This is a genomic window from Pseudonocardia sp., assembly GCF_050246655.1.
Classification (GTDB): domain Bacteria; phylum Actinomycetota; class Actinomycetes; order Mycobacteriales; family Pseudonocardiaceae; genus Pseudonocardia.
Genome location: NZ_JBFWVQ010000042.1, coordinates 17,201 through 35,507, shown reverse-complemented (window position 1 = coordinate 35,507; position 18,307 = coordinate 17,201). Strand labels below are relative to the sequence as shown.

Here is an 18,307-nt window from a genome sequence, read left to right as displayed (position 1 = left end):
GGCCGGGCGCGGTCACGGCGCACCCCACGCGGCCGGGTCCGGTGCGACGAGATCGGCCCGCCCGGACAGGACGGCTGTGACGGCCCGGTCCCGGTCCAGCGCCGGGTCGACGTGCAGGGTGGCCACCCCGTGGTGCAGCCGCGCCTGCTCGCAGACCAGCGTGCGGGTGAACGGCGTTCCGCCCTCCACCGCGACGAGCTGCGCCCCACCCGAGACGGCTGCTGCGAGCGCGGCGAACGTGCCCGGCAGGTCCGACTCGTCGCCGGGCGCCGCGATCCGCACCCCGTGGTGATCCTGCAGGGGGAACGCGGCTCCGTCGGGCAGCGCGATCCCGGAGGGCCCCACCGTCACCACGCGTGCCCCGAACCGCACACCGCCGACGTCCAGCGGCGACGCCAGCACCTCCGCCCCGTGCCGCGCCTCCCACGCCGCGTGCGCCGCCCCCACGAACCCGGCGTCGCGCCGCGCCAGCCGCCCGTCCGAGATCGACCGGGACAGGAAGTGGTAGGCGAACTGCCACGGCTCGAACGCGTCGTGGTAGCGCCCGAAGTGCTCCCACCACGACAGCGACGGCCGCGCCGACCCCTGGATCGCCTCGACGGACGGCCGCGCGGCCGCCTCGTACGCGGCGAGGGCAGCGCCCAGGTCCGCTGGCGCGCCGGCCAAGGCGCCGGCCAGCGCGATCGCGTCCTCCATCGCCATCTTCGTCCCGGACCCGACGGAGAAGTGCGCGGTGTGCACCGCGTCGCCGAGGAACACCACCGGACGGGGCGCGAGCACGTGCCACCGGGCCGTGCGCCGCGTGCGGAAGTTGCCCCACCGCGAGTTGTTGACCAGCAGCTTCGCCCCGTCGATCCGGTCGGAGTACAGCTCCTCCAGGTACGCGCGCGACTTCTCGTCGCTCGCTCCCGGCGGCTGGGTGACGTCGAACTCGTCCAGCCCCGCCGCGCGCCAGGACGCCTCGTCCGTCTCGACGATGAACGTCGAGACGCCGTCCCCGATCGGGTAGCCGTGCACCGCGAACACGCCGTGCGGGCCGCGCTCGTGGACGAACGTGAGGCCGTCGAACGCGTACTCGGTGCCGAACCAGATGAACTTGGCCGTGGCGGTCTCGACCGACGGCTCCAGCGCGGGCGCCAGCGCGTCCCGGAGCCGGGACCCGGTGCCGTCCGCACCCACGACGAGGTCGAAGTCGGACAGGTCGGCCAGCGAGACGGGACACGAGAACCGCAGCTGCGCCCCCGCCTCGGCCGCGCGGGCCTGCATGAGCCGCAGCAGCGTCTGCCGGCGCACGGCGGCCATGCCGTTGCCGCCGCAGGAGATCCGCTCGCCCTTGAGGCGCACCTCGATGGCGTCCCAGTGCACGCCGTGGGTGTCGAGTGCCTCGCGCAGCACCGGGTCGGCCTCGTGGATGCCCGCGAGCGTCCGGTCGGAGAACACGACGCCGAAGCCGAACGTGTCGTCCGCGCGGTTGCGCTCGAACACCGTGACCTGCGCGGAAGGCAGCCCCCGGCGCAGCAGCGTGGCGAGGAACAGCCCACCCGGACCGCCCCCGACGATGGCGACCTTCAGCGTCGATCCGGTCATCGGCACACGTTCCGGCACTCGCCCACGCCCGCGATGCGGGTGACGATCTCACTGCCCGCCCCGAGGTAGCGCGCCGGCGTGCGGGCGTGGCCGACCCCGCCGGGCGTGCCGGTGGCGATGAGGTCGCCCGGCACGAGGGTGACGATCCGCGACACGTACGCCACGAGGTCCGCGGGGGAGAAGACGAGGTCGGCGGTGTCCGCCTTCTGCACCACGTCGCCGTCCACGGTGCAGGTGAGCTCGCCGGGCTCGACGTCCGTGACCAGCCACGGCCCCACCGGCGTCGACCGCTCGAACGTCTTGCCCTGCAACCACTGCACGGAGCGGTACTGGAAGTCGCGCGCCGTGACGTCGTTGACGACCGTGTACCCGGCGATCGCCGCCTGCGCCTCGGACGGCGACGCGTGCCGCACCTCCGCCCCGACGACGACGCCCAGCTCGGCCTCCCAGTCGACCTCCGCCGAGCCCGCCGGCAGCTCCACCTCGTCGTACGCCCCGACGAGCGCGCGGGCGAACTTGGCGAACAGCGTCGGGTGCTCGGGCAGCTCGCGGCCCATCTCGCGGATGTGCGACGCGTAGTTCAGCCCGACACAGACGATCTTCTCCGGGCGCGGCACGACGGGGGCGTAGTCCAGGCCCTCCAGCGGGTGCCGTGGGCCGTCCGCGGCCGCCGCCAGGGAACGCCAGGTCGGCTGCGCGAGGAACGCGCCGAGGTCCGGCGCCCCCAGCTCGACGGCGTGCGCGTCGTCGATCCGGACGGCCTGCGTGCCGCCGCCGGTACGGATGGTGGCGAGCTTCACGGGGTCTCCTTCCGGGCCAGGCCCAGTGCCTCGAAGACGGGGTCGTCGGAGAAGCGGAACGCGTCGAGCCCGCCGTCGGTCTCGACGCGCAGGGCCGCCCAGGACGGGACGCAGAACAGGTCGCCGGTGCCGACGTCCCAGCCCTCGGCGCCGACCGACACCCGGCCGGACCCGGAGAACACCTGCCACACCGCCGATCCCGCCGTCCGGACGGACGCGGTGGCCGTGCCGGGGCGCAGCCGGTGCATCTCGCAGCGCATGGTCGACAGGCAGTCCCCCGCGGTGGCGGGATTGGTGAAGCGGACGGCCGCGTGCCCCGGCTCGACGACGCCCGGGTGTCCCTCGTCCTCCAGCGCGAGCTGTGCGGCGAGCGCCCGGTCCGTGTGCTCCCAGCGGTACGCCATGAGCGGCGACGCGAGCCGCGACGCGGGCGGCGGCGCCCCGACGGGGGTGAGGCCCGGGTGCGCCCACAGCCGCTCGTTGCGGGAGAGCGCGGGCGTCTCGCGGGTGGCGAGCTCCTCGGGGCCGAGCTCGAAGAAGCCGGCGTCGAGGGTGCGCACGAGCGGGATGTCCAGGCCGTCGATCCAGGCCATCGGGTGGTCCGTCGTGTTCTGGTGCTCGTGCCAGTGCATGCCGGGGGTGAGCAGCAGGTCGCCGCGGCGCATCGCAATCGCGTCGACCCGCCCGTCCCCGCCGTCGACGTTCGTCCACACCCCCTCGCCCTCGACGACGAACCGGAACGCCGTCTGCACGTGGCGGTGCGACGGCGCCTCCTCGCGTGGGCCGAGGTACTGGATCGCGGCCCACAGCGTGGGCGTGGCGTAGGCGGTGCCGGGCAGGCCCGGGTTGGCGAGCGCGATCGCGCGCCGCTCACCCCCGCGTCCGACGGGCACCAGCGCACCGGCCCGCTCGGCCAGCGGCAGCAGCGTGGACCAGCGCCAGAGCATCGGCACGGAGTCCGGCCGCGGCGCGGTGGGCATCAACCCGCCGATCTGGGTCCACAGCGGCGTCATGTGCGCCGCCTCGAACGCGGCGTAGAGCTCGTCGAGGGCGCGCAGCTCCTCGGCGGTGGGCTCGTCGACGTGCGGGTCGGTGGTGGTCATGATGTCCCCTCTCCGATCGCGGGCAGCCGGGCCGGGACCAGCGCGATGAACAGCGCGCCGAGCAGCGCCGGGACGGCGAACCCGTAGAAGTTCCAGGCGAATCCCAGCCCGGAGGCGAGTACCCAGCCGCCGAACAGCGGTCCCAGGATCGCGCCCGCGCGGCCGACACCCAACGTCCAGCCGAGTGCCGCCGCCCGCACCGCCGCCGGGTAGCGGACGGCCACGTAGCCGTTGACCAGGATCTGCGTCCCGACGCTGCCGAGCCCCGCGACGGCGACGGCGCCGAGCAGCAGCGCGGTGGGCAGCTGCTGGGTGAGCAGCAGCAGGCACCCGGTGGCGGCGAGGAACGCACCCGCCGTCACGGGCTTGGGGCCGAGCCGGTCGGCGAGCCAGGACGCGCCCACGGCTCCGAGGATCGCACCGATGTTGAGCACCAGCAGGAACTGCAGTGCCGACCCCAGCGGGTAGCCGGCCTGGCGCATGATCTGCGGCAGCCACGTGTTCAGCCCGTAGACCAGCAGCAGCCCGCAGAAGCTCGCCGCGCCGAACAGCAGGGTCGTGGTGCGGTACGCCGGGGTGAAGAGCGCGCGCGGGCCGGCGCCCTCCGCCGTCGACGGCTCCTCGAGCGGGATGCCGTAGCTGGCCGCGAGCTCCTCCGCCTCGGCGCGCCGCCCCCGCGCCAGCAGGTGCGCCGCGGACTCGGGCAGGAACGCCACCGCGAGCGGCAGCACCAGGACGAGCGGGGCGGCGCCGATCCAGAACATGATCCGCCAGCCGTGGTCGGCCACCAGGTTCAGCGCCAGGACGGCCGCGAGCACCCCGCCGACGGAGTAGCCCGCGAACATCAGCGCGTTGTAGAGCTGGCGACGCCCGCGCGGGGCGTACTCGACGGTGAGCGAGATGGCGCTCGGCAGCACCCCGCCCAGGCCGAGGCCCGCGACGAAGCGCCACAGCCCGAGCAGCTCGGGTGTCGGGGCGAGCGCGCAGAGGACCATCGCGACGGAGAACCAGACGATGCCGCCCAGCACGATGCGGCGGCGCCCGACCCGGTCGGTGAACGCGCCGGCGGCCAGCGCGCCGACGAGCATCCCGACGAGCGCGTAGCTACCGATCGCACCGGCCTCGGCGGGGCCGAGATCCCATTCCGGGTCGGCGAGCAGGCTCGGGACCACCGAGCCGTAGACGATCAGGTCGTAGCCGTCGAAGACGATCGTGAGGAAGCAGAGGGCGACGACGGTGAGGCCCGAGCGCGTCGGGACGGTACGGGAGGCGGGTGTCGGGGCGGCGGCACGGGTCACGGCGGCTCCAGTCGACGGATGTGCCGACTGCGGTGCCGGCGCCGCACACGTTACAACAATCCAACGACGACCGTCTAGAAAATGACACGCTTTCTAGGAGGTGGGCTCGAGCACCCCCAGCACCTCGTCGACGAACGCCTCTGCGGGCGCCCGCAGCAGGCCGTGCGCCTGGAGGAACGCCTCGTGTGCCGCCCGCCCCGACCAGCCCGCCGGGAGCAGCTCCGGCGGCAGGTCCGGGTCGCGGAACGGGAACAGGCGGTAGTCCGAGATCAGCCGCATCCGCTCCACCAGCGCCTCCCGCCCCGTCGGCAGGCCCTCCCGGTAGGCGGCCAGCCGCGGCCGGTAGGTCTCCAGCAGGGCGGTGTAGTCGCGGTCGAGCCCCGCGAGGTCCCAGGCCCGGTTCGCCATGTCGCGGTCCGCATCGGCGCCCTCGGAGCGCGCGTGGAAGACATCCAGGCGCACGGACCCGCCCAAGGCCTCCAGCCCCTGCCTGACCTCGGCCGTCCGGTCGTGCGGGCTCACCCACACCGACGGCGCCAGCGCCCCGAACCCCAGCCAGGACAGCTGTTTGCGGAGCTGCTCGCGCAGCGCCCGCTCGGACTCCGGTACCTGGTAGATCGCCATGTGCCAGCGCCCGTCCCACGGCCCGGCTGCCCGGGCGAAGATCCGCTCGCGGCCCTCGTCGAGCAGGCGCCACGTGGCGTCCGTGAGGACGTACGTGGTCTCGCGGCCGTCCCGGTGGCTCTCCAGCCACCCCTCCTTGCGCATCCGTGCGGCGACGACGCGCACCGTCGGCTCGGGGACGTCGAAGCACTCCATCAGCGCCACCAGCGCCCGCAGGCGCACGGCGCCCCCGCGGTAGCGCAGGTAGTCGCCGAAGAGGTCGAACACCAGCGACCGTGCCTTCACCGCGCCCTCCGCAGTTCTGTTCCGTCTTGTTGACGGCCGTCGCGTAGACGTTCCATGATGCGCGACGTCCTCACCATCATTTCATCTCCGACCGGAGCTCTCAGATGACCCAGACGTACGTCCTCGTCACCGGCGCCTGGCACGGCGGCTGGGCGTGGCGACCCGTTGCCGAGCGGCTGCGCGCCGCGGGCCACCGCGTGCTCACGCCGACCCTGCCCGGCCTCGCCGACGGCGACGACCCCACCCGCCACCAGCTGTCCGACGTCGCCGACTTCCTCGTGGACCTCGTGACCTCCGTCGGCGAGGAGGTGACGCTGGTCGGCCACAGCTGGGGTGGCTACCCCATGACGGCCGCCGCGAACCGGCTCGGCTCGCGGGTCGCGAAGGTCGTCTACTGGAGCGCCTTCGTGCCCGCCGCGGGTGCGGCGCTGATCGACGAGGTGCCGCCGGCGTACGCCGAGCTCTTCCGCGGCGCCGCGGCGGCGTCCGGCAACGACTCGATCGTGCTGCCGTTCGCGGTGTGGCAAGAGGCGTTCATGCAGGACGCGCCCGCCGACGTCCAGCGGCTGGTGTTCGGCCTGCTCGTCCCGCAGCCGCTGCAGTACTTCACCGCGGCCGTCGACCCGCTCGACGGCGCGACCGCCCGCGCGTACGTGCTGAGCGTGGACGACGTCGCGCTGCCGCCGGGGGAGTACGGCTGGGCCCGGTTCGCCGATCGCCTCGGCGTCGAGCCGATCGAGGCGCCGGGCAGCCACGAGGCCTGTTTCACCGCCCCGGACGGGCTGGCCGACGCGATCCTCAAGGCCTGACGGCCGCTCGGGAGACGCCGGCTGCTGCGGCCCTCGCGACGAACGGCGCGTTCGTCCAACCAGGTTGAACGAACGCGCCGTTCGTTGTCGAGGGAGGGGAGGGTGCGAGGGCGCCGGGGGCTCAGGGCGCCGGGTCCTGGCCCGGCTGGTTCGGCGGGATCCGCAGCGGCGGGAGCTCGTACAACGGCGCCTGCGGGACGTTGCCGACCTCCCCGGGCAGTGGCGGGGCGGGTGCGACATCCAGCGGGGCCAGCGGATCCGCCGGGTCGTACTCGGTCGTGCCCGGTCCGCCCGAGCCGTCGAAGGAGCGCGTGCCGCACCCGAGCAGCGTCACCCGCAGCGCCACGTTGCTGGTCACCGCGAGCTCCGCGCCGCAGCCCACCCCGGCCGGCTCCGGGTCGACCGTGACGGCGGTGACGTCCGTGCCGGTGATCTCCAGCAGGTCCTTCGCGGGGGCCGCGACCGGCGCGTCCAGGTGGCGGAACTCCCGCAGGTACGGGTTCACCGGCGAGAGGTGCCCGTCGGTGGACGCCACCTCGCGACCCACCTCCGGCACTGGTGCGGCGGTGACGCCCCGCCCGTGCGAGACGACGTCGATGCGCCCGATCTCGTCCGGCCCCGTGGTGGTGATGCCCGACAGCCAGTAGGCGTGGTCGCCCACCAGGCCGGACTCCGGGTCGTCCATCAGCGGGTTGCGCACGTACGTGACGTGGTGCGGGTCGACCGCGCGGGGCTCGTCGCCCAGCCACCGCGTGGCGACGTCCCACAGCCCGCCCTTGCACATGACCAGGTGCTCCGCGGCCGGCCCGGCCCAGCTCACGAACTCGACGTCGTAGTCCCCCGCGAGGTAGGCGTCGGCGCGCTCCCGGGTGATCGGGTACGGGATGAAGTCGTCGGTCGTGCCGGCCCACTCCATCACCGGCTGGTTGCGCCTGCTCGGCAGCAGCGGGGTGAGCTTCGAGCCCGCCTCGTGGTCGGTCAGCGTGTCGACGGGGAGGGTGTCGGCGACGCCGTTGAGCCCGGGGAAGGACGGCGCGACGTCCAGGCCGTCGCAGACGAACGCCCTCGTGAACACGTCCGGGAAGGTCAGCGAGAGCTTGTTCGCCATGTACGCGCCGCTGGAGAACCCGGCCATCGTGGTGCGTTCGGGGTCGAGGTCGTAGTGGCGGCGGGCATCGGCCAGCGCCTCGAGCACCGCGGCCCCGGACTGCCCGTAGCCCCACCCGTCGTTCCCCCGGGCGTCGACGTCGATCACCATCGTGGGGTGGCCGGGGCGGTCGGCGAACTGCCGGTAGAGGTCGCGGTCACCCGCCACGTCGTCGCCGGGGCGCAGGGCGTAGCCGTTGGTCCAGACCACGGACGGGTAGCCGTCCGCAGGCGCGGGCCTCTCCGGCACGTAGACCGTGTAGCGCTGCAGCCGCCCCGGCAGGTCCGGCACGCAGTCGTCGCGGCAGGGCCAGCCGAACTGGAAGCTGGGCCGTCCCTCCTGGCCCTCCCCGCCGCCGGTCTGGATGCCGCCCTGCTGGGTGCCGGCGCCCGGCGGCGGGCCTCCGGGGTCGCTCGGCAGGCGACGACCCTGCGCGGTCTCGAAGGCCGACGCGAAGATCCGGGTGACGTACCCGCTGGTCGGGAGCGTGCCGTCGTCGGTGACGCCGTCACGGAGCTTGCCGAAGTCGACGGTCGCGGCGAACGGGGAGAGGTCGCCGCGGGCGATGGCGAGCTTCTGGTCGCGGTCGCGGTAGGGGGCCTCGAAGGGCTCGCCGACGCGGAACGCGGCGTCGAAGAACGCCGACGGAGTCGGGTCGCCGGCGATCGCGCCGCCGGGGTGGGTCTCGTCCGCGATGGCCTGCGGGACGAGGTAGCGCCCGCCCGCGGCGTCCCACAGCCCCGCGGCAGCGGCGACCCGCTCGGTGCCCCGGGGCGTCCACGCGGCGTGCGGCACGCGGATCTCGACCTGGCGGCGCTCGACGTCGACGCGCACCCGCGCCGCGCCGACGACCTCCCCGGTGGCGGCGTCGGTGACCTCGCCCTCCTCGCCGTGCACGGTGACGAACCGCTGCGCGGGGATCAGGGTGTTCGTCCCGTGCGGGGCCTCGACGGCCGGGCCGTCGCCCAGTGCCAGCGTGAGCGCGTAGAGGTCGGGGCGGGTCATCGTGTTGAGCGTGACGCGGAAGGCGGTCGCTCCGCCGGCCCCGCCGGTCTCACCGTCCAGCGGCTTCACCCGCACCTCGACGATGTCCGCGGCGTTGCGACGGTACGCGGGCGCCTCGGGGTAGGTGTAGTTGCGCGCCAGGGTGTCGACGAACCAGCGGTACTGGTTGCCCCCTCCCTGGTCGTCGTAGACGCAGCCCTGGTGGACGTACTCGCCCTCCCGGTAGGCGCTGGTGTGGCAGATGCCGGTCGGTTCGGCCACCCAGATGCCCGTGTTCTCCAGTTGCGGCGCGCGGGGTGGGTCGGCGTACAGCAGGGCGGGTCCGGGACGCGGGGCGTCGTCGGGCCCGGCCGCCGCGGGGCCCGCGACCAGGCTGGCGGCCAGCACGCCTCCGGCCGTCACCGCTGCGATGCTCGCGACTCTGCGGAAACTCATCGGCAGCACCTCTCCCGGGGCCGCTCCCGCGCGTCCGGACGCGCGGGCAGGGGAGCAGCGGGCCCCGGCTCGGACGGTGCAACGAGCCATCCCGATGTTAAGTGACGATTCTGCGCCGACCGTCCTCTGAAGTGTTACTCAGGCGGGTCAGGTGCGCCGCGCGAGCAGGCCACCGTCGGCGAGGATCGTCTGGCCGGTGAGGAAGCTCGCCGCGTTGCTCACGAGCACGAGCAGCAGCCGCGCGATCTCCTCGGGCTCGGCGGCCCGCCCGAGCAGGCTGCGGCCGACCTCCTCGCGCACCTGCGGCGACCAGGTCCGCGACATGTCGGTGAGGACGAACCCGGGCGCCACCGCGTTCACCGTGACATGCGGGGCGAGCTCCTTGGCATAGATCGAGGTGAGGTTCTCCAGTGCCGCCTTCGCCGCGGAGTACGCGGTGACGTCCCCGTGGGCGAGCGCGTCGTGCCCGCGGATGGAGGAGACGGTCACGATCCGGCCGTGCCGCCGCTCGACCATGCCGGGCGCGACCGCCCGGATGAAGTGGGCGGGGGCGAGGACATTGGCGCGGAACTCGTCGAGCCAGCCGTCGGTGGACCCCCCGAGCGCGGGCGTGGCCGACACGGCGCCGAGGGTGCAGACGAGACCGTCGACGGCGTGACCGTCGGCGAGCAGCCGCCCGACGGCCGCGTCCACGGCGGCGGCGTCGCGGCCGTCGCAGGTGATCGCGGGTGCGGCCAGCTCCTCGGCGAGCCCGGCCAGCGCCGGGCCCGCCGAACGCCCGTGTAGCAGCACCTTCGCGCCCTCCGCTGCGGCGAGCCGGGCCGCGGCGGCGCCGATGCCCCGCGACGAGCCCGCGATGAGGATCGTGCTGCCCGCCAGCCCGCTCGTGATCGACACGGCTAGCTCCCCTCGACGTCGTTGCCGCCGCCCACCGCGGCGAGGATGTGCGTGCCGACGAGGCACACGGTCCCGTCCTGGCGGGTGCCGCGCAGCTCCGCCAGCACGCGGCCCCGCTGCTCGTCGACCGACCGCACCGTGTACTCGACGGTGACGGTGTCCCCGAGCCGCACGGGGGCGGTGAACCGCACGCGGTCGTAGCCCGCCGACACCGTCGTGCCGGGGATCCGGTCGGCCATCAGCGTCGACGCGGTGGACGCCAGGCCCAGCACGAGGACGCCGTGGGCGATGCGCCCGCCGTAGGGCGTGGCGCGCATGTGCTCCTCGTTGACGTGGTTCGCGGCGAAGTCGCCGGTGATGCCGGCGAAGAGCCCCACGTCGGACTCCGTCACGGTCTTGGCGAACCGCACCGAGTCGCCGACCCGCACCCCGAGGCTCACCGCGGTCCTCCGAACCGGGCCGTCGCCGCGGCGACCTCACCCGACCCGACGGTGACGTGCGCGGCGAGCCGCTCCACGAGGTCGCGTCCGGGTGCCGCAGGCTCGGCCAGGGCGGCGAGCGCGATCCGGACGGCGACGGGGGAGCGGTCCGCGAGCCGGTGCGCCCACGTGAGCGCCGTCGCGACGGGGTCGGTGTCGACCGCGTCGACGAGCCCGTGCTCCAGCGCCGCCGTCGCCGGGACCCGCTCGCCGAGCAGGAGCATCCGCCGCGCCCGCTGCGCCCCGACCAGCGCGGGGAGCCTGCTGAGCCCGGACCAGCCCGGGACCGTGCCGATGCCGACCTCGGGCATGGCGAACACCCCGTCCGGTGCGGTGACGCGGAACGTGGTGGCCGTCGCCAGCTCCAGCCCGCCGCCCATCACCGGTCCGTGCAGCGCGGCGACGCTCGGCTGCGGCAGCGCGGCGAGCCGGGCGAACGCGCGCTGGCCCGCCGGCGTCCAGCACGCCAGCGCCGCCTCCGCGTCCACGCCGGCGAACTCGGCGAGATCGGCGCCCGCGCAGAACGCCCGCCCCTCCCCGCGCAGCACCACGGCCCGCACGCTCGGGTCGTCGGCGAGCAGGTCGGCGAGCCTGCCCAGCTCGGCGAGCATCGCCGTGGTCAGCGCGTTGCGCTTGGCCGGACGGTCCACCACCAGCGCCGCGACCGGCCCGTCCCGCTCGATCCGGACGGTCACGGGGTGCCGATCCCGTGGACGGCGAGGTGGGCCAGCAGCCGCGCCGCGGCGGCCTCGGGATCGTCGAAGTGGCCGATCGCGTTCGCCGCCTCCCACACCGCGACGAGGTGGGCGAGGTCGCGGCCGGACTCCAGCCCGCCGAGCATCCGGAAGTGCCGCTGCCGCCCGTCGAGGTACGACAGCCACACGACACCGACCTTGTAGAACCGGGTGGGCTCGGCGAACACCAGACGCGCGAGCGGCAGCGTCGGTTCCAGGACGGCCCGGAAGCCGGTCTCGTCGCCGCGTTCGAGCTGCTGCAGCGCGGCGGCCGCCTGCCGGGGGACGGCCGCGAACGCGCCGAGCAGGGCATCGGAGTGCGCCTGCCCGTCGCCGGCGATCAGGTCGACGTAGTGGTGGTCGTCGCCGGTGAACATCCGCACGCCCGCGGGCAGCCGGGCACGCAGGCGCCGCTCGGCGTCCGCGTCCAGCAGGCTCATCTTGATCCCCGCGACCCGGGCGGCGCGCCGGCCGATCACCTCGAGCACCACCTCGGCGGCCCGGTCCGGGTCGGTGTGGCCCCAGTAGCCGCGCAGCGCCGGGTCGAACGCCTCGCCGAGCCAGTGCAGCACCGCCGGGCGACGTGCGGCGGAGAGCACCGCGTCGTAGACGGCGAGGTAGTCCTGCGGGCCGCGGGCGGTGGCCGCCAGCTGGCGGCTCGCCATCACCACCGCCGTCCCGCCCCGCTCCTCGACGTACGCGAGCTGCTCCAGGTAGGCCTCCGTCACCGCGGCGAGGGACGGGCGGCCGTCCGGCAGCTGGTCCGTCCCGACCCCGACGACGGCGTCCCCGTTCTCGGCCAGCGTGCGGGCGACCAGCTCCCGCGTCGCGGGCCAGGACAGCCCCATCCCGCGCTGCGCGGTGTCCATCGCCTCCGCGACGCCGAGGCCGAGCGCCCACATGCGGCGCCGGACGTCGAGGGTGGCGTCCCAGTCGATCCCGCCGTCGGCGGCCGAGGTCCGCCACGGGTCCGCGACGACGTGGACGGCCGCGAACACCCTCCGGCAGCTCACCGGCGGGGCGGTGTCGGGCAGCCCGGCCGGTGCGGTGAGCGCCACCTCGGCGGTGCTCCCGTCCGGCCGGGGCACCCGCACGGTCGCGAGCGTGGGGGCCGCCATCAGTGCTCGTGCACCAGCACGCCGCGCAGGTTGCGCCCGGCGTGCATGTCCTCGTAGGCCTCGTTGACCTGCTCGACGGTGTACCTGCGGGTGATCAGGTCGTCGAGCACCAGGTGTCCGGAGCGGTAGTAGTCGAGCAGCTTCGGGATGTCGCGCGTCGGGTTCGCGTTGCCGAACAGCACCCCGCGCAGCGTCTTGGCGTAGACCACCAGCTCCAGCGGGTTCACGTCGATGCCGGGCTCGTGCGAGCCGATCGACACCACTGCGCAGCGGCCCTCCTTGCGGATCGCGGAGAAGGCCTCGCCGATGATCCCGCCGTCCACCCGCCCGACGGTGACGACCGCGGCGTCCGCGCCCTGGCCGTTGGTCACCGATCCCACGAACGGCATCGCCTCGCCGATCGAGGCGAACGCGTGGGTGGCGCCGAGGCGCAGCGCGGACTCCCGCTTGAACGCGACCGGGTCCACCGCCACGACGTGCATGGCCCCGGCGTGCCTCGCCCCCTGCACGGCGTTGATCCCGACCCCGCCGACACCCATGACGATCACGGTCTCCCGCGGGCGGACGGCCGCCCCGTTGACGGCCGCGCCCCACCCCGTGGTGACGCCGCACGCGACGAGGCACGCCACCTCGAACGGGATGTCGTCGTCGATCCGCACGCACTGTTCCTGGCTCGTGACCAGGTAGTTCGCAAACGTGCCGAGCCGCTGCATGGCCCCGCACGGCGCGCCGTCGGCGAAGAAGAACCGCGGCGTGCCGTCGAGCATGTACCCGGTCTGGACGTCGCGGCCGTTGTCGCAGATGTACTGCATGCCCTGTGCGCACCAGGTGCACACGCCGCACATCGGCAGGTACGCGGTGGCGACGTGGTCGCCCACCCGCACCCGGGTGACGCCCGGGCCGACGGCCTCGATGATCCCGGAACCCTCGTGGCCACCGACGAACGGCAGGTCGACCACCGAGTCGCCGGTGACGATGTGGTCGTCGGAGTGGCACAGCCCCGACGCCATCACCTTGATCCGCACCTCGCCCGGGCCGGGCTCGGCCAGCGTCAGCGTCTCCGCCGTCCACTTGTCGCCGACGGCCCGGACGACCGCTCCACGGACCTCCATCACACACTCCTCTGCAGGCTGATCCAGCGTCGTTCGGTGAACAGGTCAAGGCTCGCGAGGCCGCCGAAGCGCTCGCCGAGCCCGGAGGCGCCGATCCCGCCGAACGGGACCTGCGGCTCGTGCAGTGCCGTCATGTCGTTGACGTGCACCATTCCGGCCCGGATGCGGCGGGCGAGCGCCCAGCCGCGGTCCAGGTCGCGGGTGAACACGGCCGCCGACAGGCCGTACTCGGAGCGGTTGGCCAGTGCCACCGCCTCGTCCTCGTCCTCGGCGACCGTGATCGCGACGACGGGGGCGAACGTCTCGGCGTCGAACAGCGGCATCCCGGGCCGCACCCCGGTGACGACGGTGGCGGGGAAGTGGCGCCCGTCCGGCGCCCCGCCCGCGACGACCGTCGCGCCCCGGGCGACCGAGCCGTCGACCAGCTCGGCCGCCCGGCGGGCCTGGGCGTCGCTGATCAGCGGGCCGAGGTCGACGTCCTCGGTGAGCGGATCGCCGACCCGCAGCGCCGCCGCTGCCAGGGTGACGGCGGCCGTGTAGGCCTCGGCGACCTCGCGCACGACGATGTGGCGCCCGGTCGCGATGCACACCTGGCCCTGGTGGACGAACGTGCCGGCGACCCCGCACGCGGCGGCGAGCTCCACGTCCGCGTCCGCGAGGACGACCGTGGCGTTGTTGCCGCCCAGCTCCAGCGCCACGCGCTGGAGCGTCCGCGCTGCGGCCGCCGCAACGGCGTGCCCGGTGGCGCTCGAGCCCGTGAAGTGGATCATGTCGACGCCGGCGTGCCCGACGAGCGCCGGGCCCGCGGTCCGCCCGGGCAGCACCGCCACCGGCGACCCGGCGCCGGTCAGCGCGTCCGCCCAGGCGAGACCGCCCGAGCGGGGCGTCTCGGGTGCCGGCTTCACCAGCACGGCGTTGCCGAGCGCGAGCGCCGGGGCCGCGATCCGCAGGCCGAGGTGCATCGGGTAGTTCCAGCCGGTGATCAGGCCGACGACGCCGACCGGGACCCGCTCCACGATGTTCGTGCGCCCCGGCCGCGCCGACGGGACGAGCTCGCCGGACGGGTGCAGCGCGAGCGCACCCGCGAGATGCAGCTCCTCGATCGAGGCCGCCACCTCGCCCTCCGCCTTCGCCCGCACGCTGCCGGTCTCGGCCATGACCAGCGCGACCAGCTCGTCGCGCCGGTCCTCCAGCGCGCGGGCGGCGCGGCGCAGCACGAGCCGGCGCTCCGGGCCGGGGATCGCGGCCCACGCCGCCTGCGCCGAGCGGGCGCGCGCGACGGCGGCGTCGACGTCGGTGGCCGTCGCATCAGGGGTCTGCAGCACGGCGGTCACGCGCGCCTCCTCGGGCCCGGGACGGGCGCGGTCCAGTCCAGGCGGGCCGCCGTGCGGCCGAGCATCAGCTGGTGGATCTGGCTGGTCCCGTCGATGATTTCGATGATCTTGGAGTCGCGGAAGTACGACTGGACGAGGTGGTCGGTGTGCACGCCTGCCCCACCGAGCAGCTGCACCGCCACCGTGGACTGCGCCATCGCGGACTCCGTCGTGACGAGCTTGGCCGCCGAGACGAGCGCCGTGTCGACCCCGTCGCCCCCGCCCGCCGCGAAGCTCCCCAGCGCCGCGTGGGCGAGGTGGCGCCCGGCGAGGTAGGCGGCGAGCATCGTGCCGAGCTGGGCCTGCAGCAGCGGGTTGCGCACCAGCGGCGCGCCGAAGGCCTCCCGGTCCGCGAGGTAGGTGGTGCACTCGCGCAGTGCCCCCCGGAGGAAACCGAGGGCGTACGAGGCGCAGTCCAGCCGGGCCAGGTTGACCCCGTCGAGCATCCCGCCGAAGCCGTCGACGCGCATGCGGGCCGCCTCGGGAACGCGGCAGCCGGAGAAGCTCAGCGTCCCCAGCGGCACCCCGCGGAAGCCGATCAGCGGCTCGGCCGGGCCCGCGGACGCGCCGGGTGTGCCCAGGTCGACGACGAAGGCCGCCGTGTCGGCCTCGCGCCCGCGGTGCTCCAGCTTGGCGAGCACCACCGCGAACTCCGACCGCGGGCCCTGGGTGATCCAGGACTTCTCGCCGTCCAGGACGTAGTCGTCGCCGTCGCGGCGGGCCACCGTCGTGATCGCCCGGACGTCCGTGCCCGCGTGCGGCTCGCTGATCGCGAACGCGCCGAACGCCTCGCCTGCGACCAGCCCGGGCAGCCAGCGGTCCCGGATCTCCGGTGCCGCGTAGCGGCACAGCATGTAGCCGTGCAGCCGGGCGATCGACAGGGCCAGGGCCAGCGACCCCGAGTACGACGCGACGATCTCGTTGGTCTCGTGGGCCGGGACGAACCCGGCCGGCTCGATCCCGCCCTCGCCGTCGAAGATCAGACCCTGCAGGCCGATCGCGGCGGCGGTGCGCAGCAGGTCGGTGTCGTAGATCGCGGCGGCGTCCTCGATGTCGCGGACGCGAGGCGCCACCTCCTTCTCGCAGAACTCCTGCACGACCGCGAGCAGTTCGCGGACGTCCGGGTCGACGCTGATCAGCTCGTTCACGTCGCCTCCACGGGTCCCGGCACCGCCCGGAAGAGGTGATCGGCCATCGGAACCGGGGGAGCGGGCACCAGCGGTGTGAAGCCCATCTGCGCGACGATCTCCTCCACGGTGTGGCCGGGGGCGATCTCCCGCAGCGCCACGCCGTCGGCCGTCAGCTCGAACACCGCCCGTTCGGTGACGTAGAAGACCTCCTGGCCGCGCTCGCGCGCCCGGCGCGCGCTGAACGTGGTCTGGTGCACCGCCGGGACGAACTTGCGCATCCGGCCCTCCCGGGTGACGGTGAGGCGCCCCTCGGCGATCTCCGTGCGCAGCCCGCCCGCGGTGAGGGTGCCGCAGAACACCACGCGCTTCGCCGCCTGCGAGATGTTGATGAAGCCACCCGCGCCGAACACGCGGCCGTCGACCAGCGAGGAGTTGACGTTCCCCTCGGGGTCGATCTCGGCGAAGCCCAGGCACGTGACGTCCAGACCGCCGCCGTCGTAGAAGTCGAACTGGGCGGCGTGCTCGATCACCGCCTCCGGGTTCCAGGCCACCCCGAAGATCACCCCGCGGGCGGGGACGCCGCCGATGAGGCCCTGCTCGACGGTCATGGTCACCTCCTCGAGGCGGCCCTGCTCGGCGACGACCGCGGCCACGCCGTCGGCCATCCCGACGCCGAGGTTCACCACGGCGCCGCGGGGGATCATCGCGGCCGCCCGCCGGGCCACGACCGCCCGCTCGGTGAGGTCCAGCGGCTCGGCCATGGCGAGCGGCACCCGCACCTCGCCCGCGAACGCGGGCTCGTAGGCGGTGGTGGAGGTCTGCTGCTGGTCGGCGTGGACGACGACGTAGTCGACGAGGTGCGCGGGCACGACGACGTCCTTCGCCTTCAGCGTCCCGGCCTGCGCGACGCGCTTGACCTGTGCGATGACGACGCCCCCGCAGTTGCGTACGGCCGTGGCCGCGGCGAGCACGCCCAGCTTCGCGGCCTCCTGTTCCAGCGTGAGGTTGCCCTTCTCGTCCGCCGTGGTGGCGCGGATGAAGCCCACGTCGAAGCGGGGGGAGCGGTAGAAGAGGAACTCCTCGCCGTCGACCTCCAGGGGACGCACGAGCTGCTCGGTGGTGCGGGCGTTGAGCCGCCCGCCGTCCACGCGCGGGTCGCAGAACGTCCCCAGCCCGGTGCGGGTGAGCAGCCCTGGCCGGCCCGCGGCGGTCTCGCGCAGCAGCTGGGCGAGCACGCCCTGCGGCAGGTTGTAGGCCTCGAACTCGCCGTCCTGCGCCATCGTGGCGAGCTTGGGCGACATCGCCCAGTGCCCGGCGACCATGCGGCGCAGCAGGCCGGGGTGCGCGAGGTGGTCGATGCCCGACCCGGCCCGGTTCCCGACCCCGCTGCAGCTCAGCGCGCTGATCCCGGACGGCTCGGCGCTGCGGGCGTAGCGGGCGCCGAGCGCGGCGATGAGCAGGTCCGGCTCGACGACCCCCCCACCGGAGGCCTCGATGAGCAGCGACGCGCCGTCCGGCACGAGCGCCGCCGCCTCCTCGGCGGTCACGAACCGGGCACGGACGTCCTTGGTGTACCTCACGGCATGGCCCCCCCGCCGTTGGGCGAGACGGTCTGCCCCGTGAGGAAGGACGCCTCGTCGCTGATCAGGAAACGGATCACCGACGCGACCTCGCCGGCGGTGCCGAAGCGGCGCATCGCCAGCTTCGCGGTCTTGCGCTCCACCCACTCGGGAGTGGCGTGCGGGCGGGTCATCGGGGTGTCCACCGGGCCAGGGGCCACGGCGTTCACGCGGACGTCCGGGGCGAGCTCGTGGGCAAGCGCCCGGGTCAGCCCCAGCGTCCCGGCCTTGGAGGCGCAGTACGCCGCCGCGTCCGTCCCGCCCGTGTAGGCCATCTGGGAGGCCACGGTGACGACCGCGGCCGGCCGGCCGTTCCTGCCACCCCGCCGCAGGTGCGGCAGGGCCGCGCGGATGCACAGGTAGGTGCCGGTCAGGTTGACCCCGATCGTGCGGTGCCAGACGTCCGGGCCGAGCTCGGCGAACGGCACCTGCTCCATCACGCCTGCCGAGGTCACGAGCCCGTCGACACCGCCGCACAGCGCGACGGTCCCGGCGACCAGATCCGCGACCGACCCCTCGTCGACGACGTCGACGGCGATCGGGTGCGCGCGGTCGGTACCGAGGCGGGCGGCGAGCTCCTTGGCGGCCACCTCGTCGCCGGGGACGTGGCCGAGCGCGACCCGCGCCCCGCCGGCCACCAGCTGCTCCGCCGTCGCGGCGCCGATGCCGCCGGTGGCACCGGTGACGACGACGACGCGGTCGTCGAGCCGGGCGTAGCCGCCCGGCCTGTCTGGTCTGGCTGATGGGTTCAC

At 74.6% G+C, this 18,307-nt stretch carries 16 protein-coding genes; 1 reads left to right on the top strand and 15 read right to left on the bottom strand.

The window, feature by feature from the left end:
- Positions 1-12: 12 nt before the first annotated feature.
- The 5 genes from AB7J25_RS15485 to AB7J25_RS15465 form a co-directional block, all read right to left on the bottom strand.
- A complete protein-coding gene (locus AB7J25_RS15485) occupies positions 13-1,587 on the bottom strand; it encodes an FAD-dependent monooxygenase (protein ID WP_428509535.1) in 1,575 nt (524 codons plus the stop codon).
- A complete protein-coding gene (locus AB7J25_RS15480) occupies positions 1,584-2,387 on the bottom strand; it encodes a fumarylacetoacetate hydrolase family protein (protein ID WP_428509533.1) in 804 nt (267 codons plus the stop codon). The genes AB7J25_RS15485 and AB7J25_RS15480 overlap by 4 nt, the downstream gene beginning before the upstream one ends.
- A complete protein-coding gene (locus AB7J25_RS15475; RefSeq protein ID WP_428509531.1) occupies positions 2,384-3,490 on the bottom strand; it encodes a cupin domain-containing protein in 1,107 nt (368 codons plus the stop codon). Before AB7J25_RS15475 ends, AB7J25_RS15480 begins: the two co-directional genes overlap by 4 nt.
- On the bottom strand, positions 3,487-4,788 hold the full coding sequence (locus tag AB7J25_RS15470) for an MFS transporter (RefSeq protein ID WP_428509529.1): 1,302 nt from the start codon (positions 4,786-4,788) through the stop codon (positions 3,487-3,489). The genes AB7J25_RS15475 and AB7J25_RS15470 overlap by 4 nt, the downstream gene beginning before the upstream one ends.
- A gap of 93 nt (positions 4,789-4,881) precedes the next feature.
- On the bottom strand, positions 4,882-5,697 hold the full coding sequence (locus AB7J25_RS15465) for a PaaX family transcriptional regulator (protein WP_428509527.1): 816 nt from the start codon (positions 5,695-5,697) through the stop codon (positions 4,882-4,884).
- 104 nt (positions 5,698-5,801) lie between these two features.
- Between AB7J25_RS15465 and AB7J25_RS15460 the strand changes: the two genes are divergently transcribed.
- Positions 5,802-6,506: an alpha/beta fold hydrolase gene (locus AB7J25_RS15460; protein WP_428509525.1), complete on the top strand. Its 705-nt coding sequence runs from the start codon at positions 5,802-5,804 to the stop codon at positions 6,504-6,506.
- A 121-nt stretch (positions 6,507-6,627) separates the two neighbouring features.
- Here the strand turns inward: AB7J25_RS15460 and AB7J25_RS15455 are convergent, their stop codons facing one another.
- The 10 genes from AB7J25_RS15455 to AB7J25_RS15410 form a co-directional block, all read right to left on the bottom strand.
- Positions 6,628-9,093 (bottom strand): hypothetical protein, encoded by a 2,466-nt coding sequence (locus AB7J25_RS15455; RefSeq protein ID WP_428509523.1) that lies wholly within the window; start codon positions 9,091-9,093, stop codon positions 6,628-6,630.
- Positions 9,094-9,240: 147 nt separating this feature from the next.
- Positions 9,241-9,990 (bottom strand): SDR family NAD(P)-dependent oxidoreductase, encoded by a 750-nt coding sequence (locus AB7J25_RS15450; protein WP_428509521.1) that lies wholly within the window; start codon positions 9,988-9,990, stop codon positions 9,241-9,243.
- A 2-nt stretch (positions 9,991-9,992) separates the two neighbouring features.
- On the bottom strand, positions 9,993-10,430 hold the full coding sequence (locus AB7J25_RS15445; RefSeq protein ID WP_428509519.1) for a MaoC family dehydratase: 438 nt from the start codon (positions 10,428-10,430) through the stop codon (positions 9,993-9,995).
- The gene (locus AB7J25_RS15440) at positions 10,427-11,164 is read right to left on the bottom strand and encodes an enoyl-CoA hydratase/isomerase family protein (protein ID WP_428509517.1); all 738 of its coding nucleotides are present in this window, start codon (positions 11,162-11,164) and stop codon (positions 10,427-10,429) included. Before AB7J25_RS15440 ends, AB7J25_RS15445 begins: the two co-directional genes overlap by 4 nt.
- The gene (locus tag AB7J25_RS15435) at positions 11,161-12,321 is read right to left on the bottom strand and encodes a DUF993 family protein (protein WP_428509516.1); all 1,161 of its coding nucleotides are present in this window, start codon (positions 12,319-12,321) and stop codon (positions 11,161-11,163) included. The genes AB7J25_RS15440 and AB7J25_RS15435 overlap by 4 nt, the downstream gene beginning before the upstream one ends.
- A complete protein-coding gene (locus AB7J25_RS15430) occupies positions 12,321-13,433 on the bottom strand; it encodes an NDMA-dependent alcohol dehydrogenase (protein WP_428509514.1) in 1,113 nt (370 codons plus the stop codon). The genes AB7J25_RS15435 and AB7J25_RS15430 overlap by 1 nt, the downstream gene beginning before the upstream one ends.
- Positions 13,433-14,767 (bottom strand): aldehyde dehydrogenase family protein, encoded by a 1,335-nt coding sequence (locus AB7J25_RS15425; RefSeq protein WP_428509512.1) that lies wholly within the window; start codon positions 14,765-14,767, stop codon positions 13,433-13,435. Before AB7J25_RS15425 ends, AB7J25_RS15430 begins: the two co-directional genes overlap by 1 nt.
- On the bottom strand, positions 14,764-15,954 hold the full coding sequence (locus AB7J25_RS15420) for an acyl-CoA dehydrogenase family protein (RefSeq protein ID WP_428509510.1): 1,191 nt from the start codon (positions 15,952-15,954) through the stop codon (positions 14,764-14,766). The genes AB7J25_RS15425 and AB7J25_RS15420 overlap by 4 nt, the downstream gene beginning before the upstream one ends.
- The gene (locus AB7J25_RS15415) at positions 15,951-17,516 is read right to left on the bottom strand and encodes an acyl CoA:acetate/3-ketoacid CoA transferase (RefSeq protein ID WP_428509508.1); all 1,566 of its coding nucleotides are present in this window, start codon (positions 17,514-17,516) and stop codon (positions 15,951-15,953) included. The genes AB7J25_RS15420 and AB7J25_RS15415 overlap by 4 nt, the downstream gene beginning before the upstream one ends.
- The gene (locus AB7J25_RS15410) at positions 17,513-18,307 is read right to left on the bottom strand and encodes an SDR family NAD(P)-dependent oxidoreductase (RefSeq protein ID WP_428509506.1); all 795 of its coding nucleotides are present in this window, start codon (positions 18,305-18,307) and stop codon (positions 17,513-17,515) included. Before AB7J25_RS15410 ends, AB7J25_RS15415 begins: the two co-directional genes overlap by 4 nt.

Bases quoted from the DNA above. Each gene is read 5' to 3' on its own strand.
- AB7J25_RS15485 (WP_428509535.1), bottom strand. From the start codon at position 1,587: ATGACCGGATCGACGCTGAAGGTCGCCATCGTCGGGGGCGGTCCGGGT.
- AB7J25_RS15475 (WP_428509531.1), bottom strand. From the start codon at position 3,490: ATGACCACCACCGACCCGCACGTCGACGAGCCCACCGCCGAGGAGCTG.
- AB7J25_RS15460 (WP_428509525.1), top strand. From the start codon at position 5,802: ATGACCCAGACGTACGTCCTCGTCACCGGCGCCTGGCACGGCGGCTGG.
- AB7J25_RS15455 (WP_428509523.1), bottom strand. From the start codon at position 9,093: ATGAGTTTCCGCAGAGTCGCGAGCATCGCAGCGGTGACGGCCGGAGGC.
- AB7J25_RS15435 (WP_428509516.1), bottom strand. From the start codon at position 12,321: ATGGCGGCCCCCACGCTCGCGACCGTGCGGGTGCCCCGGCCGGACGGG.
- AB7J25_RS15430 (WP_428509514.1), bottom strand. From the start codon at position 13,433: ATGGAGGTCCGTGGAGCGGTCGTCCGGGCCGTCGGCGACAAGTGGACG.